The organism is Luteimonas sp. R10, assembly GCF_045689605.1.
Classification (GTDB): domain Bacteria; phylum Pseudomonadota; class Gammaproteobacteria; order Xanthomonadales; family Xanthomonadaceae; genus Luteimonas.
Window position 1 is genome coordinate 2,441,079 of sequence record NZ_CP141262.1, and the last position, 16,841, is coordinate 2,457,919.

15 protein-coding genes, 1 tRNA gene and 1 pseudogene are annotated in these 16,841 nt (G+C 70.7%); 4 read left to right on the forward strand and 13 right to left on the reverse strand.

The genetic code is table 11. From position 1 onward, the window contains the following. Positions 1–72: 72 nt before the first annotated feature. Positions 73–848: pseudogene (locus U3649_RS10650) on the reverse strand (SDR family oxidoreductase). Positions 849–1,510: 662 nt separating this feature from the next. Next, positions 1,511–1,597: transfer RNA gene (locus tag U3649_RS10655), tRNA-Leu, on the reverse strand. 113 nt (positions 1,598–1,710) lie between these two features. On the opposite strand from U3649_RS10655, the gene rnr reads away from it, so the two are divergent. Together rnr and rlmB are read left to right on the forward strand one after the other, a co-directional pair. Then, entirely contained in the window at positions 1,711–4,188 is a 2,478-nt protein-coding gene (rnr, locus tag U3649_RS10660) for a ribonuclease R (RefSeq protein ID WP_407351312.1), read from the forward strand. 214 nt (positions 4,189–4,402) lie between these two features. Further along, a complete protein-coding gene (rlmB, locus tag U3649_RS10665) occupies positions 4,403–5,152 on the forward strand; it encodes a 23S rRNA (guanosine(2251)-2'-O)-methyltransferase RlmB (protein WP_407351313.1) in 750 nt (249 codons plus the stop codon). A gap of 189 nt (positions 5,153–5,341) precedes the next feature. Here rlmB and U3649_RS10670 read toward each other — a convergent pair whose 3' ends face one another. The 11 genes from U3649_RS10670 to U3649_RS10720 all read right to left on the reverse strand — a co-directional run bounded on the left by U3649_RS10670 (position 5,342) and on the right by U3649_RS10720 (position 14,672). Beyond that, positions 5,342–6,472: a homoserine O-acetyltransferase gene (locus U3649_RS10670; RefSeq protein ID WP_407351314.1), complete on the reverse strand. Its 1,131-nt coding sequence runs from the start codon at positions 6,470–6,472 to the stop codon at positions 5,342–5,344. Positions 6,473–6,575: 103 nt separating this feature from the next. Continuing rightward, on the reverse strand, positions 6,576–7,601 hold the full coding sequence (locus U3649_RS10675; RefSeq protein WP_407351315.1) for a tetratricopeptide repeat protein: 1,026 nt from the start codon (positions 7,599–7,601) through the stop codon (positions 6,576–6,578). After that, positions 7,601–8,026, reverse strand: coding sequence for a cytochrome c-type biogenesis protein CcmH (locus tag U3649_RS10680; RefSeq protein WP_407354594.1), 426 nt, complete (start codon positions 8,024–8,026; stop codon positions 7,601–7,603). The genes U3649_RS10675 and U3649_RS10680 overlap by 1 nt, the downstream gene beginning before the upstream one ends. Positions 8,027–8,151: 125 nt before the next feature. Continuing rightward, complete coding sequence (locus tag U3649_RS10685; protein ID WP_407351316.1) at positions 8,152–8,712, reverse strand: DsbE family thiol:disulfide interchange protein; 561 nt, start codon at positions 8,710–8,712, stop codon at positions 8,152–8,154. A 109-nt stretch (positions 8,713–8,821) separates the two neighbouring features. Next, a complete protein-coding gene (locus U3649_RS10690; protein ID WP_407351317.1) occupies positions 8,822–10,750 on the reverse strand; it encodes a heme lyase CcmF/NrfE family subunit in 1,929 nt (642 codons plus the stop codon). Positions 10,751–11,143: 393 nt separating this feature from the next. Then, positions 11,144–11,623, reverse strand: coding sequence for a cytochrome c maturation protein CcmE (gene ccmE, locus U3649_RS10695; protein ID WP_407351318.1), 480 nt, complete (start codon positions 11,621–11,623; stop codon positions 11,144–11,146). After that, positions 11,620–11,784: a heme exporter protein CcmD gene (ccmD, locus tag U3649_RS10700; protein WP_370562560.1), complete on the reverse strand. Its 165-nt coding sequence runs from the start codon at positions 11,782–11,784 to the stop codon at positions 11,620–11,622. Before ccmD ends, ccmE begins: the two co-directional genes overlap by 4 nt. Beyond that, positions 11,781–12,530, reverse strand: coding sequence for a heme ABC transporter permease CcmC (gene ccmC / locus U3649_RS10705; RefSeq protein WP_407351319.1), 750 nt, complete (start codon positions 12,528–12,530; stop codon positions 11,781–11,783). The genes ccmD and ccmC overlap by 4 nt, the downstream gene beginning before the upstream one ends. Positions 12,531–12,570: 40 nt before the next feature. Then, entirely contained in the window at positions 12,571–13,263 is a 693-nt protein-coding gene (gene ccmB, locus U3649_RS10710) for a heme exporter protein CcmB (RefSeq protein ID WP_407351320.1), read from the reverse strand. A gap of 172 nt (positions 13,264–13,435) precedes the next feature. Continuing rightward, entirely contained in the window at positions 13,436–14,080 is a 645-nt protein-coding gene (gene ccmA, locus U3649_RS10715; protein WP_407351321.1) for a heme ABC exporter ATP-binding protein CcmA, read from the reverse strand. A 115-nt stretch (positions 14,081–14,195) separates the two neighbouring features. Next, a complete protein-coding gene (locus U3649_RS10720) occupies positions 14,196–14,672 on the reverse strand; it encodes a DUF3293 domain-containing protein (protein ID WP_407351322.1) in 477 nt (158 codons plus the stop codon). Between the two features lie 52 nt (positions 14,673–14,724). On the opposite strand from U3649_RS10720, the gene U3649_RS10725 reads away from it, so the two are divergent. Both U3649_RS10725 and U3649_RS10730 read left to right on the forward strand, forming a co-directional pair. Next, positions 14,725–15,873 (forward strand): pyridoxal phosphate-dependent aminotransferase, encoded by a 1,149-nt coding sequence (locus tag U3649_RS10725; RefSeq protein WP_407351323.1) that lies wholly within the window; start codon positions 14,725–14,727, stop codon positions 15,871–15,873. A 111-nt stretch (positions 15,874–15,984) separates the two neighbouring features. Then, a complete protein-coding gene (locus U3649_RS10730) occupies positions 15,985–16,782 on the forward strand; it encodes an amidohydrolase (protein WP_407351324.1) in 798 nt (265 codons plus the stop codon). The last annotated feature ends 59 nt before the right edge of the window (positions 16,783–16,841 follow it).

A 16,841-nucleotide genomic window follows, 5' to 3' on the forward strand; every position in this document is an offset into this window, starting at 1 on the left:
CACGCCCGACCAGGCGGCCGGCCGTGCCTTGTGCACGGCCTGGCCATCCGTGCGCGCGTGGCTGCCGGCGGATTACTTCGTGGTGTAGCCGCCGTTGATGAGGATCGTCTGCCCGGTGATCCACCAGCCGTCGCTGACCAGATGGCGGATGAAGGGCACCACGTCCTCGATGTCGGTCAGGCCGGTCTTGCTGAACGGCGAAAGCGCGGCGGCGGTCTTGTGGTAGGCCACCGCATCGGCGCCTTCGGCCGGGTAGAAGAACGGCGTATCCATCGGCCCCGGGCCGACCGCCGTTACCGAGATGCCGCGCTCACCGAACTCTTTGGCGGCGGCGCGCGTGAAGTGTTCCACCGGCGCCTTGGTGCCCGCATAGGCGGCATAGAACGGGGTGAAGGCGCCCAGCAGCGAGGTCACCAGCGTGCAGATCTTGCCGTTGTCGTTGACGTGCTTGCCGGCTTCCTTGAGGAAGAAGAAAGCGGTCTTGGCATTGACCGCCGTCATCTCGTCGTACTCGGCCTCGCTGATTTCGGCAAGCGGCTTCTTGAGCACCTTGCCAACGGTGTTGATCGCGATGTCGGGCTTGCCGACGGCGGCGATGGCATCGGCGAACAGCTTCTCGACGGCGCCGGCCGTCGTCAGGTCGCCCTGCAGCGCCACGGCTTGCGCACCGCTCGCCTGGATCGCGGCGACGGTCGCGTCGGCATCGGCCTTGGAGGAGGTGTGCTGTTGTAGTGCACCACGACGGCCTTGGCGCCTTGCTCGGCCAAGTCGCGCGCGATCAGGCCGCCAAGGTTTTTGGCGCCGCCGGCAATGAGTGCCACCTTGCCCTTGATGGAATGGTCTGCCATGGAAAATCTCCTGCACGAGTCGATGGAGGTTCCAGCTTAGGCGGCCTCATTCAGGCGATAAACCGCCCATGCTTGGATGGATCATCCAGAAAAGCCGTCCAATCAATGGGTCATTGGATGGCCTCATGAACCGGTGACAAAGAGGGGCAATCGAGGGGCAGCGAATGCATGCAGCGTACGTTCGGCTGGGCCTTCGGAGGGCGAGAAGACAACGAGGTCGTCTTTCGGCCGCCGCCCCGGCTGTCGGCTGCCGACTCAATAACCACGGCCCGCCCCCCGTGCATCGCGATGGTCCATCGGTTTCCGATACGACATCTCCGATTCGACTCGTGCCCTTCGGGGGCAATCGTCTCGCTTTGTATTCTCGGGGATGCAAAATGTCGAGCAGCGGGCGGCGGAGGAGACCTCCTGCTGCTCTTGAGTCTCTCCGCTGCGGGCCGGAACACTGGCAATAGCACAGATCCGTCGGCGTCGGACCCCGTGGTGAGGACGCATCTGGAGGAGACGTGCAAGCACGTCGCGGCGCATCTCGAGGCGGCGCGCGCGCTGCAGGACGGACAGTGACCCGGAACCGGCGCGCGCTGTCGTCGTGAGTGGCGCGCTCCCGGGCCGAAAAAGCAAAACCCCCGATCGCTCGGGGGTTTCCTTTGATTCTCGACCCATGGTGCCCAGGAGAGGACTCGAACCTCCACGGAGTTGCCCCCGCTAGCACCTGAAGCTAGTGCGTCTACCAATTCCGCCACCTGGGCGGGTCAAGGGCGCGTATGTTGCGGTGCAGGGCGAAGCTTGTCAATGCTTCCCGCACCATCGGACGACGCCAGGATCACGCCCGGCTGAACGGCACACGTGTACCATCCCGGCGATGGCAAAAGTTCCCAGCAAGCGCGGCGGTGGCCGCGGCAAGAAGGCACCCGCGAGCGGATCGCCCTCGCCCGGGCGCGCGACCGGCAAGGCGGCGAAGGCGACGAAGAAGCTGCCGCCGTGGATGCCCGAGGCGGCGGGATCCGGCGAGCACGGAGCGGCGCGCGGCGCGAAGCCGAAGGCCGCTTCCACGTCCCGGCCGGCACACGCCGCGCAAGGCAAGCGCAGGCCGGCGGCCGGACGCGGCGGCGGCTTCGTCGATCCGCAGGCCGACCGCGAAGCCGACCGCTATGCCAATCCCATCGCCAGTCGCGAGGCGATCCTGCAGCTGCTGGCCGAAGCCGACGGCCCGCAAACCGCGGAGGAACTGGCGCAACGGCTCGACCTGACCGCACCCGACCGCTTCGACGCGCTCGGCAAGCGCCTGGGCGCCATGGTGCGCGACGGCCAGCTGTTGCAGAACCGCCGCGGCGGCTACGCGCCGGCCGCGCAGCTGGACCTGATTCCCGGCACCGTGATCGCCAATCCCGACGGCTTCGGGTTCCTGCGCCCGGACACCGGCGCCGGCGACGACCTGTTCCTGCCGCCCAACGAGATGCGCAAGGCGATGCACGGCGACCGGGTGATGGCCGCGGTGTCCGGCGTCGACCGCCGCGGCCGCCGCGAGGGCGTGATCGTCGAGGTGCTCGAGCGGCGGCTCAACCGCCTGATCGGCCGCTTCACGGTCGAGTCCGGCATCAGCTTCGTGGTGCCCGACGACCGCCGCATCCAGCGCAACGTGCAGATCCCGTCGGAGTCGCGGCTCGACGCGCAGCACGGGCAGCTGGTGGTCTGCGAGATCGTGCAGGCCGCCGACGTGCGGCGCCCGCCGATCGGCCGCGTGCTGGCGGTGCTGGGCGACGCCTTGACGCCGTCGCTGGTGGTGGAGGCGGCGATCCACGGCCACGAGCTGCCGCACGAGTTCCCGCAGGCGGTGCTGGACGAGGCCGCGTCGGTGCCGCTGACGGTCGACCTGAAGTCCGCGGGCGGGCGCGTCGACCTGCGCGAGCTGCCGCTGGTCACCATCGACGGCGAGGACGCCAAGGACTTCGACGACGCGGTCTGGTGCGAACCGGACCGCGACGGCTTCCGCCTGATCGTGGCGATCGCCGACGTCTCCCATTACGTGCGCCCCGAGAGCGCGCTCGACGACGAGGCGCAGCTGCGCGCGACCAGCGTCTATTTCCCCGGCTTCGTGGTGCCGATGCTGCCCGAGACCTTGTCCAACGGCATCTGCTCGCTGCGCCCGGCGCTCGACCGCCTGTGCTTCGTCTGCGACATGCGGGTCGCCCGCGACGGCACCGTGCGCTCGTCGAAGTTCTACGAGGCGGTGATGCATTCGCACGCACGCCTGACCTATACCCAGGTGTGGAAGGCGATCGGCGAGGACGACGCCGAGGCCCAGGCCCAGGTCGGCGCGCTGATGCCGCAGGTGCGGCGCCTGCACCAGCTCTACCAGGTGCTGGCGAAGGCAAGGGCCAGGCGCGGGGCGATCGAATTCGAGACCTCGGAAGTGCGGTTCGTGCTCGACAACCGCGGCGAGGTGGTGCAGGCCGGCATGCTGCCGCGCAACGACGCGCACAAGCTGATCGAGGAATGCATGATCGCGGCCAACGTCGAGGCGGCGAAGTTCCTGCTGGAGACGGAGGTGCCGGCGCCGTTCCGCGTGCACGACAAGCCGCCCGAGTCGAAGTACGCCGACCTGCTGGAATTCCTGAAGGAGTTCCAGCTGCGCATGCCGCCCTGGAGCCGGGTGCGGCCGAAGGATTTCACCAACCTGCTGGCCAAGGTGCGCGAGCGTCCGGACGGGCCGCTGATCGAATCGGTGCTGCTGCGCAGCCAGAGCCTGGCGGTGTACGCGCCCGAGAACATCGGCCACTTCGGCCTGGCGCTGGAGGCGTACGCGCACTTCACCTCGCCGATCCGACGCTATCCGGACCTGCTGGTGCACCGCGCGATCAAACACGCGCTGCTGGGCAAGCCGCCGCAGGCGTTCCGCTATTCCGCCCGCGACATGGCGGCGCTGTCGCTGCAGTGCTCCGAGCGCGGGCGCCGCGCCGACGAGGCCGAGCGCGAGGTGGACGAGCGCTACCGGGCGGCCTGGATGGAGCAGCACGTCGGCGGCGAGTTCGACGGCGTGGTCAGCGGCGTGACCAGCTTCGGGCTGTTCATCGAGCTCGACCAGTCCAAGGTCAACGGCCTGATCCACGTCACCCAGCTGCCGCACGATTTCTATCACTTCGACCCGATCCGCAAGACCCTGACCGGCGAGCGCCGCGGCCGCGAGTTCCGCCTCGGCGACCGCGCGCGGGTGCGGGTGCTCAAGGCCAGCCTGGAGGAGCGCAAGATCGACTTCGGCCTGGTCGAGGCGGACGAGCCCGTGCCGACGGCGCCGCCGTCGCGCGGCAAGCCGGCGAAGCGTCCCAAACGCAAGTACTGAGCGGGACCGGGAGCGACCGGCCGGCTTCTGCGAGAACGGCTTCGTCCTCGCTTTCGTAGAGCGGAGCTTGCTCCGCTGCCCTTGTGTCGGCTCCGGGGCCGAGAGCAGCCGAGCAAGCTCGGCTCTACGGGTCGGCTCCGGCGGCCGCGTTGCGTGGCCGGCGGCGTGCCGTTACATCGGCGACAATACGCGCCGGATCCCGGGACAGAGGCACATGAGCAAGGACCACCACTGGATCGCCGGCATCAACGCCGTTTCCGCCGCGATCGAGCACGACGCGGAGCACGTGCGCGAGGTGTTGCTGGAAGCCGGAGGAAAGAACCCGCGGCTGTCCGCGATCGAGGTCGAGGCCCGGCGCAAGGACATCGACGTGCGCCGCGTGGCCCAGCAGGCGCTCGACGGCGTCGCCGGTGGCCTGCGCCACCAGGGCGCGGCGGCGCGCTACGCCGCGGCGAAGACCTGGGACGAGCGCGAACTGCCGGCGCTGGTCGAGGCGGCGGCGGGCCGGGCGCTGGTGCTGGTGCTGGACGGCGTGCAGGATCCGCACAACCTCGGCGCCTGCCTGCGCAGCGCGGCGGCGGCCGGCGCCACCGCCGTGGTCATCCCCAAGGACAAGGCCGTGCAGGTCAACGCCACCGTGCGCAAGACCTCGGCGGGCGCCGCCGACACCGTGCCGGTGGTGCGCGCGAGCAACCTGGCACGGGTACTGCGCGAACTGCAGAAGCTCGGCGTCTGGATCTACGGGCTGGCGGGCGAGGCCGAGACCTCGCTGTACGGCCTGGACCTGCGCGGCAACGTCGCCCTGGTGCTGGGCGGCGAGGCCGAAGGCCTGCGCCGCCTGACGCGCGAGCATTGCGACGGGCTGGCCGCGATCCCGATGCCGGGCGGCTTCGAGAGCCTGAACGTCTCGGTCGCCACCGGCGTGGTGCTGTTCGAGGCCGTGCGGCAACGGCAGTTCGGCTGAGAGGGCCCGCCGCCACATTCCACAAGCGCAGTCGCGCTTCTCCTTGCCTTGTGGGAGCGACGGAAGTCGCGACAGGCGAAGCGGCATCGCGTGGTGGACGGAGAAACGACATGGGTCCATGAGGCCCAACCGATGCGGAAACATCGCAGTCGCGACTTCCGTCGCTCCCACGCCGGTCGCGACCGAGCGTCAGAGCCCCGCGAGGAATCCGGCGACGGCCGGCCCGAAGCGGTCGATGTCGACCAGGAAGGCGTCGTGCCCCTGCGGCGAGGGCAGCGGCAGGAACCGCGCATCGGTGCCGCCGGCGCGCAGCCCCTCGGCGATCTGCCGCTGTTGCTGCAGCGGGAACAGGATGTCGGTCTCGACGCCGATCGCGAGCGCCTTCTCCACCTCGATGCGTGCCAGGCCGGCATCGGTGTCGCCGCCGACCGGCTCGCCGATGTCGAACCAGTCCATCGAGCGGCTCAGGTAGAGGTAGCTGTTGGGGTCGAACCGGCGCACGAAGCGCCGCGCGTGCGCCTCCAGGTAGCTCTCGACCTCGAACTCGAGCCCGAACGGATCCTCGTCGTCGCGGCGGTCCGAGTCCAGCCGCACGCGGCCGAAGCGGCCGTCCCATTCCAGCGCCGACCGGTAGGTGATCACGCCCAGCTTGCGCGCCATGCGCATGCCCGATTCCGGATAACGTGCCCCGGGATAGGTGGCGTCGTCGTAATCGCCGTCGTTCCAGTTCGGGTCCAGGCGGATCGCCTCGCGCTGCAGCGAGCGGATCGCGATCGAGAACGGCAACGCGCGCGCGGCGCCGGAGATGTTGATGTGGCTGCGGGCCAGCCGCGGGTGCCGCAGCAGCAGCGACAGCGCGCTCATGCCGCCCATCGAGTTGCCGATCACGCAGGCCAGGCGCTCGATCCCGAGCGCGCGCACCACCAGCGCCGCGGTGTCGGCGACGTCCTCGATCGACAGGTCGGGAAAGCGCAGCCGCCACGGCCGGCCGTCGTCGGGATGCGGCGACGCCGGTCCGGTGGAGCCCTTGCAGCTGCCGAGCGAGTTGACGCAGACCACGTACCAGCGGTCGGTGTCGATCGGCTTGCCCGGGCCGAGCATCGCCTGCCACCAGCCGGGCGCGGGGTCGTCGTCGCGGGCGGCGGCGTGCGCGTCGGGCGACAGCCCGGTGAGGATCAGGATCGCGTTGCCGCCGGCGGCATCGAGTTCGCCCCAGGTCTCGTAGGCGATGCGCGTGCCGTGCAGCACGCCGCCGCGCTTCATCGGCAGCGGCGAGGGGAGATCGAGGAAGCGGCTGCCGGGCGGGATGAATTCGGTCATGCGGGGAGTTTAACGGGAGTGCGCGGTCTCCTTCGCCGTCCTGTTGGGCGCTCCTGCGGCAAAGGACGTGCCGCATCCGTAGGAGCGCCCCTTCGGTGCGCTCCTACGGCGAGGTGCCCAGGATCAGTTCGACGGGTTGCCGCGCGGGCAGGGCGATGCGCACCGGCTCGGAGGCGATGTCGCCCTCCTGCGGCATGGCGTTGCCGCTGGCGGAAATGCGCGCGAGCAGCTCGACTTCCGGCAGCGCCGACAGCGTCTGCGTCGGCATCGGGCTGTCGCCGTCGTCGAGGGTGATCTCGAGCGGCAGTTCGGCCAGGCGGTGCTTCTGCACCGCGACCGGCATCGGCGGCCCGCCCGGGACGCGGGCGATCACGAACACGCTAGCCTCGGGGTCGAGGCGCACGCGCGCGGCGAAGTCCGGGTCCAGCGCCACGCGCACGCGCACGGCATGCGCGCCGGCGGCGGGCGAATCGTCCGCCGCCGCCGCGTCCGCCTGCGGCAGCGGCGGCAACCCGGCGGCTTCGCGCGCGGCATCGATCTGCTCGCGCAGTCCGGCGGCCGCCTCGGGCCCGAGCGTCGCCAGCAGGGGTTCCCAGGTCGCCGCGGCTTCCGCGTCCTGCCCGGCCTGGCGTTGTGCGATGCCGAGGAAGAGGCGTGCGCGTTCCTGGGACGGATCCAGCGCCAGCACCCGCTGCAGGAGCGCCATCGCCTCGGCATCGAAGCGCCGCTGCGGATCGGCCTGGGCGCGCGACTCGGCGTACTCGAGTTGCGCGCCGACGTCCTCCGGCGCGAGTTTCGCCGCCCGTGCGAACGCGTCGCGGGCGTCGTCCAGGCGCCCCTCCTCGCGATAGGCGCGGCCGAGCAGGCGCCAGCCTTCGCCCTGGCGCGGATCGCGCGCCAGTTCGGCCTCGAGCCGCGCGACGGCATCGGCCAGCGTGCGCGGCGCCTGGCGCTCGGCCGGGTCGAGCCCGGCCGGCGTGCCGACCAGGGCGTACAGGCACAGGGCCAGCACCGGCATCGCGACGACCACCGCGATCGCCAGCCGCCGCGATTGCGTGCGCAGGGGCCAGGCGACGACCGCGGCGACGGCGACGGCGACGACGACCGACAAGGCGAGGAACACGGACATCACCACTCCTGCCGATCGTCTTCGGGGACTGCCGTCGCGCCGCGGCGGCGGCGCACGAGCCGCATGATGACCACGCCGCCCGCCAGCAGCAGCAATGCCGGGCCGAACCACAACAGCCAGGTGCCGGCGCCGACGCGCGGCCGGTACAGCACGAACTCGCCGTAGCGCTCGACCAGGTGCTGGCGCACCTGCTCGTCGTCCAGGCCGCGGCGCATCAGCGCCAGCACCTCGCGGCGCAGGTCGTGCGCGATCTGGGCGTTGGAATCGGCCAGCGACTGGTTCTGGCACATCACGCAGCGCAGCTCGGCGACGAGCGCGCGGAAGCGCCGTTCCTCGGCGCGGTCGTGGAACTGCAGCGGCGTCGGATCCTGCGCCGCCTGCGCGTGCGCGGCGGACGGGAGCAGGGCCAGCAGCAACGCGAGCAGCAGCGCCCGTGTCGCCTCCCGCGCCCGCCCCGCACCGTGGAGCGGAGCTCGCTCCGCAGCTTTTCGGCTCCGGAGCGCGGAGCAGCGGAGCAAGTTTCGCTCTACGGTGGATGCGGGGACGTCGTTCATGGCCGCTCCAGCTGCTCCAGGGCGGGCACCAGCTTCCCGCGCACGTCGTCGTCGGTCATCGGGCCCACGTGCTTCCAGCGCACGATGCCGTCGGCGTCGACAAGGAAGGTCTCCGGCGCGCCGTAGATGCCCCATTCGATGGCGCTGTGGCCCTCGTAGTCCACCAGCACCATCCAGTAGGGGTTCCCGAACTGCTCGAGCCAGCGCAGTGCATCGGCGCGCTCGTCCTTCCAGTTGTAGCCGACCACGCGCACGCGCCGCGTTTCCGCGAAACGCGTCAGCACGCCGTGCTCTTCGCGACAGCCAGGGCACCAGCTGCCCCAGACGTTGAGCACGTAGGGCGCGCCGCGCAGCTGTTCCGACGACGCCAGGCGGCCGGGTTCGTGCAGCACCGGCAATTCGAATGCAGGCGCCGGCTTGCCGATCAGCGGCGAGGGCAGGGCGTTGCGGTCGGGATCGCGGCTGAGCCAGACGCCGACGGCGAGCAGCGCGACGATGGCGCCGAACACGACCAGCGGCAGCCAGCGCAGGCGGCGGCGGGACGAAGAATCCGTCATCTCTCGATCTCCTTCCCGTAGGAGCGCACCGCAGGGGCGCGAACACGCGCATTCGGCTGCGCGGTCGCGCCCCTGCGGTGCGCTCCTACGGGCGGGGGTACGGGGCGCGTCATGTTGCCGCGGCCTGGTCGGGACGGCGGCGAAACCGGCGATCGGTCGCGGCGACGAAACCGCCCAGCGCCATCAACGCGGCACCGGCCCAGATCCAGCGCACGAACGGCTTGAGGTGGGCGCGCACGGCCCAGGCATCGCCGCCCAGCGGCTCGCCGAGGGCGACGAAGACATCGCCGAACGGGCCGGGCCGGATCGCGGCCTCGGTCATCACTTGGCCGCCGCTGGCGTAATGGCGCTTCTCCGGGTGCAGCACCGCCACCTCGCGGCCGTCGCGCAGCAGCCGGATGCTGCCCCGCTCGGCGGTGTAGTTGGCGCCCTGCAGGTGTTCGACGCCCTCCAGGCGGAAACCGTGGCTGCCGATCTCGAGCGTCTCGCCGGGCCTGAGCGCCACCTCGCGCTGCACGTTCATGGCTTCGACCAGCAGCGCACCGGCCAGGAACACGGCGATGCCGAAGTGCGCCAGGCTCATGCCCAGCATTTCCGCGGTGAAGCGGCTGCCGTTGGCCTTGAACCGCGTCCACACGAAGCGCAGCGTGCCGGCGCCGACCCACAGCGCGCCGGCGACGCCGGCGGCGACCTTCCACGGCCCCTGCGGCGCCAGGAAGAACGCGACCGCACCGCCGATCAGCGCGAGCGCGAACCACGGCGCCAGCATCGCCAGCGGCCGCGAGACCTCCTCGCGCTGCCAGCGGGTCAGCGGGCCGAACGGCAGCAGCAGCACCAGCGGCGTCATCAGCACCAGGAACAGCAGCCCGAAGTAGGGCGGCCCGACCGAGATCTTGCCCAGGTCCAGGGCGTCGGCCAGCAGCGGATACAGCGTGCCCAGCAGCACCATCGCGCAGGCCGCCAGCAGCAGCAGGTTGTTGAGCAGCAGCAGGGTCTCGCGCGAGCCGGCGGCGAACGGCTTGCCGTCCTCGCCCGACGGCGCGCGCAGCGCATACAGCAGCAACGATCCACCGACGATGATGCCCAGGAACACCAGGATGAACAGCCCGCGCGCCGGGTCGGCGGCGAAGCTGTGCACGCTGGTCAGCACCCCGGAGCGCACCAGGAACGCACCCAGCAGCGACAGCGAGAACGTCGCGATCGCCAGCAGCAGGGTCCAGCCGCGGAAGCTGCCGCGCTTCTCGGTGACCGCCTGCGAGTGCAGCAGCGCGGCGCCGGCCAGCCACGGCATGAAGCTGGCGTTCTCCACCGGGTCCCAGAACCACCAGCCGCCCCAGCCGAGCTCGTAGTACGCCCACCAGCTGCCCAGGGCGATGCCGATGGTGAGGAACCCCCAGGCGACGTTGGTCCAGGGCCGCGTCCAGCGCAGCCAGCGCGCATCGACCCTGCCGTCCAGCAGCGCGGCGATCGCGAACGCGAACGGCACCACGAACCCGGCATAGCCGACGTACAGCATCGGCGGATGGATGATCATCCCCGGGTCCTGCAGCAGCGGGTTGAGGTCGCGACCCTCGATGGCGGCCGGCAGCAGGCGTTCGAACGGGTTGCTGGTGAAGACCAGGAAGGCGAGGAAGCCGAGCGACACCGCACCCATCACGCCGAGCACCCGCGCGACGACCTGCGGCGGCAGCGAGCGCGAGAAGCACGCCACCGCGCCGTTCCAGGCCGCGATCACCAGGACCCAGAACAGCAGCGAACCCTCGTGGTTGCCCCACACCGCGGTGTAGCGGTACACCACCGGCAGCAGCGAATTGGAGTTCTCGGCGACGTAGCGCACCGAGAAGTCCTGGGTCACGAAGGCGTAGGTGAGCGCCGCGAACGCCAGGGCCACCAGCCCCAGCTGCGCCCACGCCGCCGGCCGCGCGACCGCCATCCACGCGCCGATGCCGCGCCGCGCGCCGAGCAGCGGCAGCGCGGTCTGCAGGGCCGCGGCCAGCAATGCCAGCAGCAGCGCGACCTGGCCGAGTTCAGGCAGCATCGCCGCTCACCTCGCGGACGCTTGCAAGGGGGAGCTTTCCCCCCTTTGAAAAAGGGGGGCAGGGGGGATTTGCTCGGCGCCCAGCCGAGCTACGGCAAGAGCAAATCCCCCTCAATCCCCCTTTTTCAAAGGGGGAGGCTGGAACCTTGTCTTTGCGGGGACGACCGATATCGCTCGCCTGGGTCGTTGCTTTCCCCCCTTTGAAAAAGAGGGGCAGGGGGGATTTGCGCGGTGCCAGGCCAAGGCGACTGCCAGAGCAAATCGCTACGCGATTCCCGGCCCCCGCGCAACGCGCGGGAGCGCTCAAGCCGCCGCAAGCCTGCGGCTTGCAAGCATCGGCTTTCGCCCCCCCGCATCCCCCTTTTTCAAAGGGGGAGAAAGCGAAGCGACTGCTCAAAGTTCAGCCTCCGCCGATGGCGTCTCGACCCCGTGCTTCTCGTGCGCCAGGCCCATCTTGTCGGCGACTTCCTTGGGCACGTAGGTCTCGTCGTGCTTGGCCAGCACCTGCTCGGCGACGAAGGTGCCGTCCCGCATGCGCCCGGTGGCGACCACCGCCTGGTTCTCGCGGAACAGGTCCGGCAGGATGCCGGTGTAGACCACCGGCAGTTCGGCATCGCCGTCGGTGACCCGGAAGCTCGCCTGCATCGAGCCGCTCTCGCGGTGGAACGAGCCGTCCGCGACCATGCCGCCGAGGCGGAACCGCGCCTCGCCCGAGGCGACCGGTTCCCCGGCGCGGCCGTCGAGGATCTCGGCGGGCGTGTACAGGTAGGCGACGTTGCGCTGCAGGGCGAGCGCGACCAGGGCCGTCGCCAGCGCGGCGGCGGCGACCAGGGCGACCACGAACCAGAGACGGCGGCGGCGGATCGGATTCATCGGGACGGGTCCTGGGACTGCGCGGCGGCCGCGCGCCGCGCGGCCAGCAGCTTCACCGCGCGCAGCAATTGGCGGGTACGGATGCGCGGGGCGACGAAATCCCACAGCAGCACGACCACGAACACGAGATAGGCGGCCAGCACGTAGCTTCCGTAGGTCATCGCGTCGCCTCCGCCAGCTTGCGCACCCAGTCCTTGCCGGCTTCGCGCTGCAGGTTGTCGGCGCGCGCGCGCGCCAGCAGCGAGCCGACGAACCACAGCTTGGTGCCGATCAGCATCCAGATCAACGGCGGCAGCATGCTGGCGTCCATCGACGACTCGCCGATCACGCGGATGGTCTGGCCCTGGTGCAGCGAGTTCCACCACACCACCGAGTAGCGGATCACCGGCAGCAGCGCCACGCCGACGATCGCCAGCAGGCCGGCGGCGCGCGCAGCGGCGCGGCGATCGTCGATGGCGCCGTACAGGCCGATCACGCCCAGGTACAGGAACAGCAGGATCAGCTCGGTGGTCAGGCGCGGGTCCCAGTCCCACCAGGTGCCCCACATCGGCTTGCCCCAGATGCTGCCGGTGGCCAGGGTGATCACGGTGAAGGCGGCGCCGATCGGCGCGCAGGCCATCGCCAGGATCTCGCACAGCTTGATCCGCCAGACCAGGGCGATCGCCGCGTACAGCGCCATCAGCGCGTAGACCATCAGGCTCATCCAGGCGCTCGGGACGTGGATGTAGAGGATGCGGAAGCTGTCGCCCTGCTGGTAGTCGGCCGGCACCACGAACAGCGCGCCGTAGGCGCCCCAGGCCAGGATCAGCAGCCCCAGCCCATGGCCCCACGGCGCCCAGCGCGCGGCGAAGCGGTCGAAGGTCGGCGGCGAGCCGAGTTGGTGGAACCAGCGAAGGATGGGATTCATTCGTTTCTGTTCCCCGCCGGGGCGGACGGGGAGATTAGGGTCAGTTGAGGGCGATCCGGATCGCCGCCGCGGCGGCTGCCGGCGCCAGCACCAGCGCCAGCGCGAGGCCGGCGGCGAGCATCAGCAGGCCGCCGCCGGGGTCCTGTCCCTGCGCGGCGAGCGCGACGCTGCCGGCGCCGAACACCAGCACCGGCACGTACAGCGGCAACGCCAGCAGGGCCAACAGGATACCGGAGCGGCGCATGCCGACGGTTAACGCGGCCACCACGGCGCCGAGCAGGCTGAGCAGCGGCGTGCCCAGCGCCAGCCCCGCCAGCAGCGCCGGCAGCTGCGCCCGCGGCAGCTGCAGCAGTTCCGCCAGCAGCGGCGTGGCCAGCAGCAGCGGCAGCGCGGTGGTGGCCCAGTGCAGAAAGGTCCGCACCAGCACCAGCCAGGCCAGCGGCACCGGCGCCAGCATCCACTGTTCCAGGCTGCCGTCCTCGGCATCGCCGCGGAACAGCGTGTCCAGCGCCAGCAGGCCCGACAGCAGCACCGCGACCCACAGCACCCCGGCGGCCACCCCGGACAGGGTATCGGCGTCGCCGCCCAGCGCCAGCGCGAACAGCACGATCACCAGCAGGGCGAACAGCGCCGGTTGCAGTGCGTCGCCGCGGCGGCGCCAGAGCAGGCGCAGGTCGCGCGCGGCCAGCGCGGCGGCGGTGCCGAACAGTCCGGGGAGCACTTGGCCGTTCATGCGCCGTCTCCGCGGGGACGATCCGTGTCGCCCGCCTGGATCGTTGCTCTCCCCCCTTTGGAAAAGGGGGGCAGGGGGGATTTGCGCGGCGCCCGGCCAAGGCGGATGCCGGAGCAAATCCCCCTCAATCCCCCTTTTTCAAAGGGGGAAGCTGAAGCGTCCGGGCCGTGCATCATTGCGGATTCCCCAGCACCAGTTCCTGTGTCCGCACCGGCGGCGCCGCGTAGGCGCCGTGGGTGGTGACCAGGGCCGCGCCGCCCGCCTGCAGGTGCGCCCGCACCAGGCGGTTGACCAGCTCGATGCCCTCCAGGTCGAGGTTGGCGTAGGGCTCGTCCAGCAGCCACAGCGGCATCGGCGACAGCCACAGCCGCGCCAGCGACAGGCGCTTCTTCTGCCCGGCCGAGAGTTGCCGCGCCAGGGTGTCCTCGTAGCCGGCCAGGCCGACGACGGCGAGCGCCTGCTCCGGCCGCCGCTCCTGGCGGCGGCCGTGCAGGCCGCACAGGAAGTCCAGGTTCTCCAGGGCGCTCAGGTCGGCCTTGAACGCCGGCAGGTGCCCGAGATAGGCGATCGCGCGCGCGCGCAGGGCGGTCCGGGTGCGGCGGCCTTCGACCTCCACGGCGCCGGCGTCCGCGCGCAGCAGCCCGGCCAGCACGCGCAACAGGGTGGTCTTGCCGGCGCCGTTGTCGCCGCGCACCAGCAGCGCCTCGCCGGCGTCGACCGCGAAATCCAGCGGGCCGAACACCGCCGCGTCGTTGCGCGAGAAGCGCAGGCCGCGCGCGGCCAGCAGCGGCGGGGGGGCGGAAGCGGCGACTGGCATCTGGGGGCTAGAAGTGAGTGGGGAGGAGTGAGAAACGAGCAAGGGCAAGCGCTTCCCTCGGTCGTTCTTGACGGGAAAACACTCGTTTCTCACTCCTCTCCACTCGTTTCTCGCCCTATTGTATCCAGTCGACGTACGGGTGCGGCGGCAGCGCGGCCGGCCGCGTGGCGTCCATCCGCATCCGCACCGGCTCGCCGCGCCGCCAGTGCAGCGTGCCGAGCTGGCCGAAGCGCCGCGCCAGCGCATCGAGGTCGGGGGCGTCGATGTCGAGCACGATCCAGCTCGGTTCGCGCCAGCTGCGGTCGGGCGCCGAGGCGAAGGCGTGCACGCCTTTCCAGCCCTCGGCGCGGATCGCGGCGTGCAGGCGTTCGTCGTCGGCGCGGTTGGCCGCCTCGGCGCGCGGTTCGGAATGCGGGTTCCAGGCCGACACCAGGCCGAAGCGCCGCGCCGGCGGAAACGCGCGTTCGATCTCCGGCGCCGGTTCGCCGATGCGGATCGCGTGCCACCGGCCGCGCAGCCGCCAGCGGTAGACCGCGGCGAGGTAGCTGCGCTGCAGTTGCGACAGTGTCTCGTCGTCAGGGCCTGGTGGCACGGCGGCGGTTAAACTCCGGATGGTTCCTCCTTCTGCAGGTTAGCGAAAGCCGATGAAACCCGATACCAAGCTGCCGAAGGTCGGCACCACGATCTTCGCCGTGATGTCGCAGCTGGCCGCCGAGCACGGAGCGGTCAACCTCGGCCAGGGCTTTCCCGACTTTGCGGTGCCGCCGCGGCTGGTGGAGGAGCTCGACCGCGCCATGCGTGCGGGCCACAACCAGTACGCGCCGATGACCGGGATCCCGGCCCTGCGCCAGGCGGTCGCGGCCAAGACCGCGCGCGTGTACGGCGTGCGGCCCGATCCGGACGCCGAGGTCACCGTCACCAGCGGCGCGACCGAGGCGATATTCAATGCCGTGCAGGCGGTGGTGCGCGCCGGCGACGAGGTGATCGTGCTCGACCCCGCCTACGACAGCTACGAACCGGCGATCGAGCTGGCCGGCGCGCGCGCGGTGCACGTGCCGCTGGATCCGCGCACGTTCGCGCCGGACTGGCAGCGCATCGGCGAGGCGATCGGGCCGAAGACCCGCATGCTGATGATCAACTCGCCGCACAATCCCTCGGGCGCGATGCTGTCGGCCGGGGACATGGACACGCTGGCCGGCCTGCTGCGCGGTACCGGTGTCTGGCTGCTCTCGGACGAGGTCTACGAGCACATCGTCTTCGACGGTGCGCGGCACGAGTCGGCGCTGCGCCATCCGGAGCTGCGCGAGCGGGCGTTCGTGGTATCGAGCTTCGGCAAGACCTACCACTGCACCGGCTGGAAGCTGGGCTACTGCATCGCCCCGCCGGTGCTGTCGGCCGAATTCCGCAAGGTCCACCAGTACAACGTGTTCTGCACCTTCGCCCCGGCCCAGCACGCGTTCGCGGCGATGCTGGAGGCCGAGCCGGAGCACTACGAGCAGCTGGGCGCGTTCTACCAGGCCAAGCGCGACCGATTCCGCGAGCAGTTGCTGGCCACCCGGCTGCGGCCGTTGCCGGTCCCGGGCGGTTACTTCCAGCTGGTCGACTATTCCGCGGTCAGCGATCTCGACGATGCCGCCTTCTGCCGCTGGCTGACGAGCGAAAAGGGCGTGGCGGCGATCCCGCTGTCGCCGTTCTACGAAACCCCGCCGCCCGGCCAGCGCCTGGCGCGGCTGTGCTTCGCCAAGGACACGCCGACGCTGGACGCCGCGATCGAGCGGCTGCGGCAGCTTTGACGTGATTGGTGATTCGTGATTCGCAAAAGCAACGTCTTGCCCTGCGGCGCTCACCAATCACCGACCACCGATCACCAACACCGATCACGAATCACTAATCACGGCTCTCCAATGAACAATCTGCGCATTTCCCTGGTCCAGGGCGCCACCCGCTGGCGCGACCCGGACGGCAACCGCGACTATTACGGCGACCTCATCGGCCCGCTGCATGGCACCACCGACGTGGTGATCCTGCCAGAGACCTTCACCAGCGGGTTCTCCAACGACGCCATCGAGGAGGCCGAGACCATGGACGGGCCGACCGTCGCCTGGATGCGGGAGCAGGCGGCGGCGCTGGGCGCCGTGGTCACCGGCAGCGTGCAGCTGCGCACCGATGCCGGCGTGTTCAACCGCATGCTGTGGACCACGCCGGACGGCGAGCTGCGGCACTACGACAAGCGCCACCTGTTCCGCTATGCGCGCGAGCACGAGCGCTACAGCGCCGGCCGCGATCGGCTGACGGTGGAATGGAAGGGCTGGCGCATCTGCCCGCTGGTCTGCTACGACCTGCGTTTCCCGGTGTTCGCGCGCAACCGCTACGACGTCGAGCGCGAAGGCGCGCTCGATTACGACCTGCAGATCTACGTCGCCAACTGGCCGGCGGCGCGTGCCTACGCCTGGAAGACCCTGCTGCGCGCGCGCTCGATCGAGAACCTGTGCTATGTCGCCGGACTCAACCGCGTGGGCCGCGACGGCAACGGCATCGACTACGCCGGCGACAGCGCGGTGATCGATTTCCTCGGCCATGCCGTCAGCGAGTCGACCGACGAGGAGGTCGTGACCACGACCACGCTGCTGGCGCACGAGCTCGCCGCGCATCGCGAGCGCTTCCCGGCGATGCTAGACGGCGACGCGTTCGAGCTGCGCTAGCGCACGCCGGAGTCGGCAGGAAGCCTTCGCCGCAGGGTGATTGTAGGAGTGGCGGCGGC

Excerpts from the sequence above, each read along its gene's own strand:
- ccmD (WP_370562560.1), bottom strand. The coding sequence starts at position 11,784 with ATGACCTACGGAAGCTACGTGCTGGCCGCCTATCTCGTGTTCGTGGTC.
- U3649_RS10675 (WP_407351315.1), bottom strand. The coding sequence starts at position 7,601 with ATGTCCGTGTTCCTCGCCTTGTCGGTCGTCGTCGCCGTCGCCGTCGCC.
- ccmC (WP_407351319.1), bottom strand. The coding sequence starts at position 12,530 with ATGAATCCCATCCTTCGCTGGTTCCACCAACTCGGCTCGCCGCCGACC.
- rnr (WP_407351312.1), top strand. The coding sequence starts at position 1,711 with ATGGCAAAAGTTCCCAGCAAGCGCGGCGGTGGCCGCGGCAAGAAGGCA.
- rlmB (WP_407351313.1), top strand. The coding sequence starts at position 4,403 with ATGAGCAAGGACCACCACTGGATCGCCGGCATCAACGCCGTTTCCGCC.
- U3649_RS10690 (WP_407351317.1), bottom strand. The coding sequence starts at position 10,750 with ATGCTGCCTGAACTCGGCCAGGTCGCGCTGCTGCTGGCATTGCTGGCC.
- U3649_RS10685 (WP_407351316.1), bottom strand. The coding sequence starts at position 8,712 with ATGACGGATTCTTCGTCCCGCCGCCGCCTGCGCTGGCTGCCGCTGGTC.
- U3649_RS10730 (WP_407351324.1), top strand. The coding sequence starts at position 15,985 with ATGAACAATCTGCGCATTTCCCTGGTCCAGGGCGCCACCCGCTGGCGC.
- ccmE (WP_407351318.1), bottom strand. The coding sequence starts at position 11,623 with ATGAATCCGATCCGCCGCCGCCGTCTCTGGTTCGTGGTCGCCCTGGTC.
- ccmA (WP_407351321.1), bottom strand. The coding sequence starts at position 14,080 with ATGCCAGTCGCCGCTTCCGCCCCCCCGCCGCTGCTGGCCGCGCGCGGC.
- U3649_RS10725 (WP_407351323.1), top strand. The coding sequence starts at position 14,725 with ATGAAACCCGATACCAAGCTGCCGAAGGTCGGCACCACGATCTTCGCC.
- U3649_RS10670 (WP_407351314.1), bottom strand. The coding sequence starts at position 6,472 with ATGACCGAATTCATCCCGCCCGGCAGCCGCTTCCTCGATCTCCCCTCG.
- ccmB (WP_407351320.1), bottom strand. The coding sequence starts at position 13,263 with ATGAACGGCCAAGTGCTCCCCGGACTGTTCGGCACCGCCGCCGCGCTG.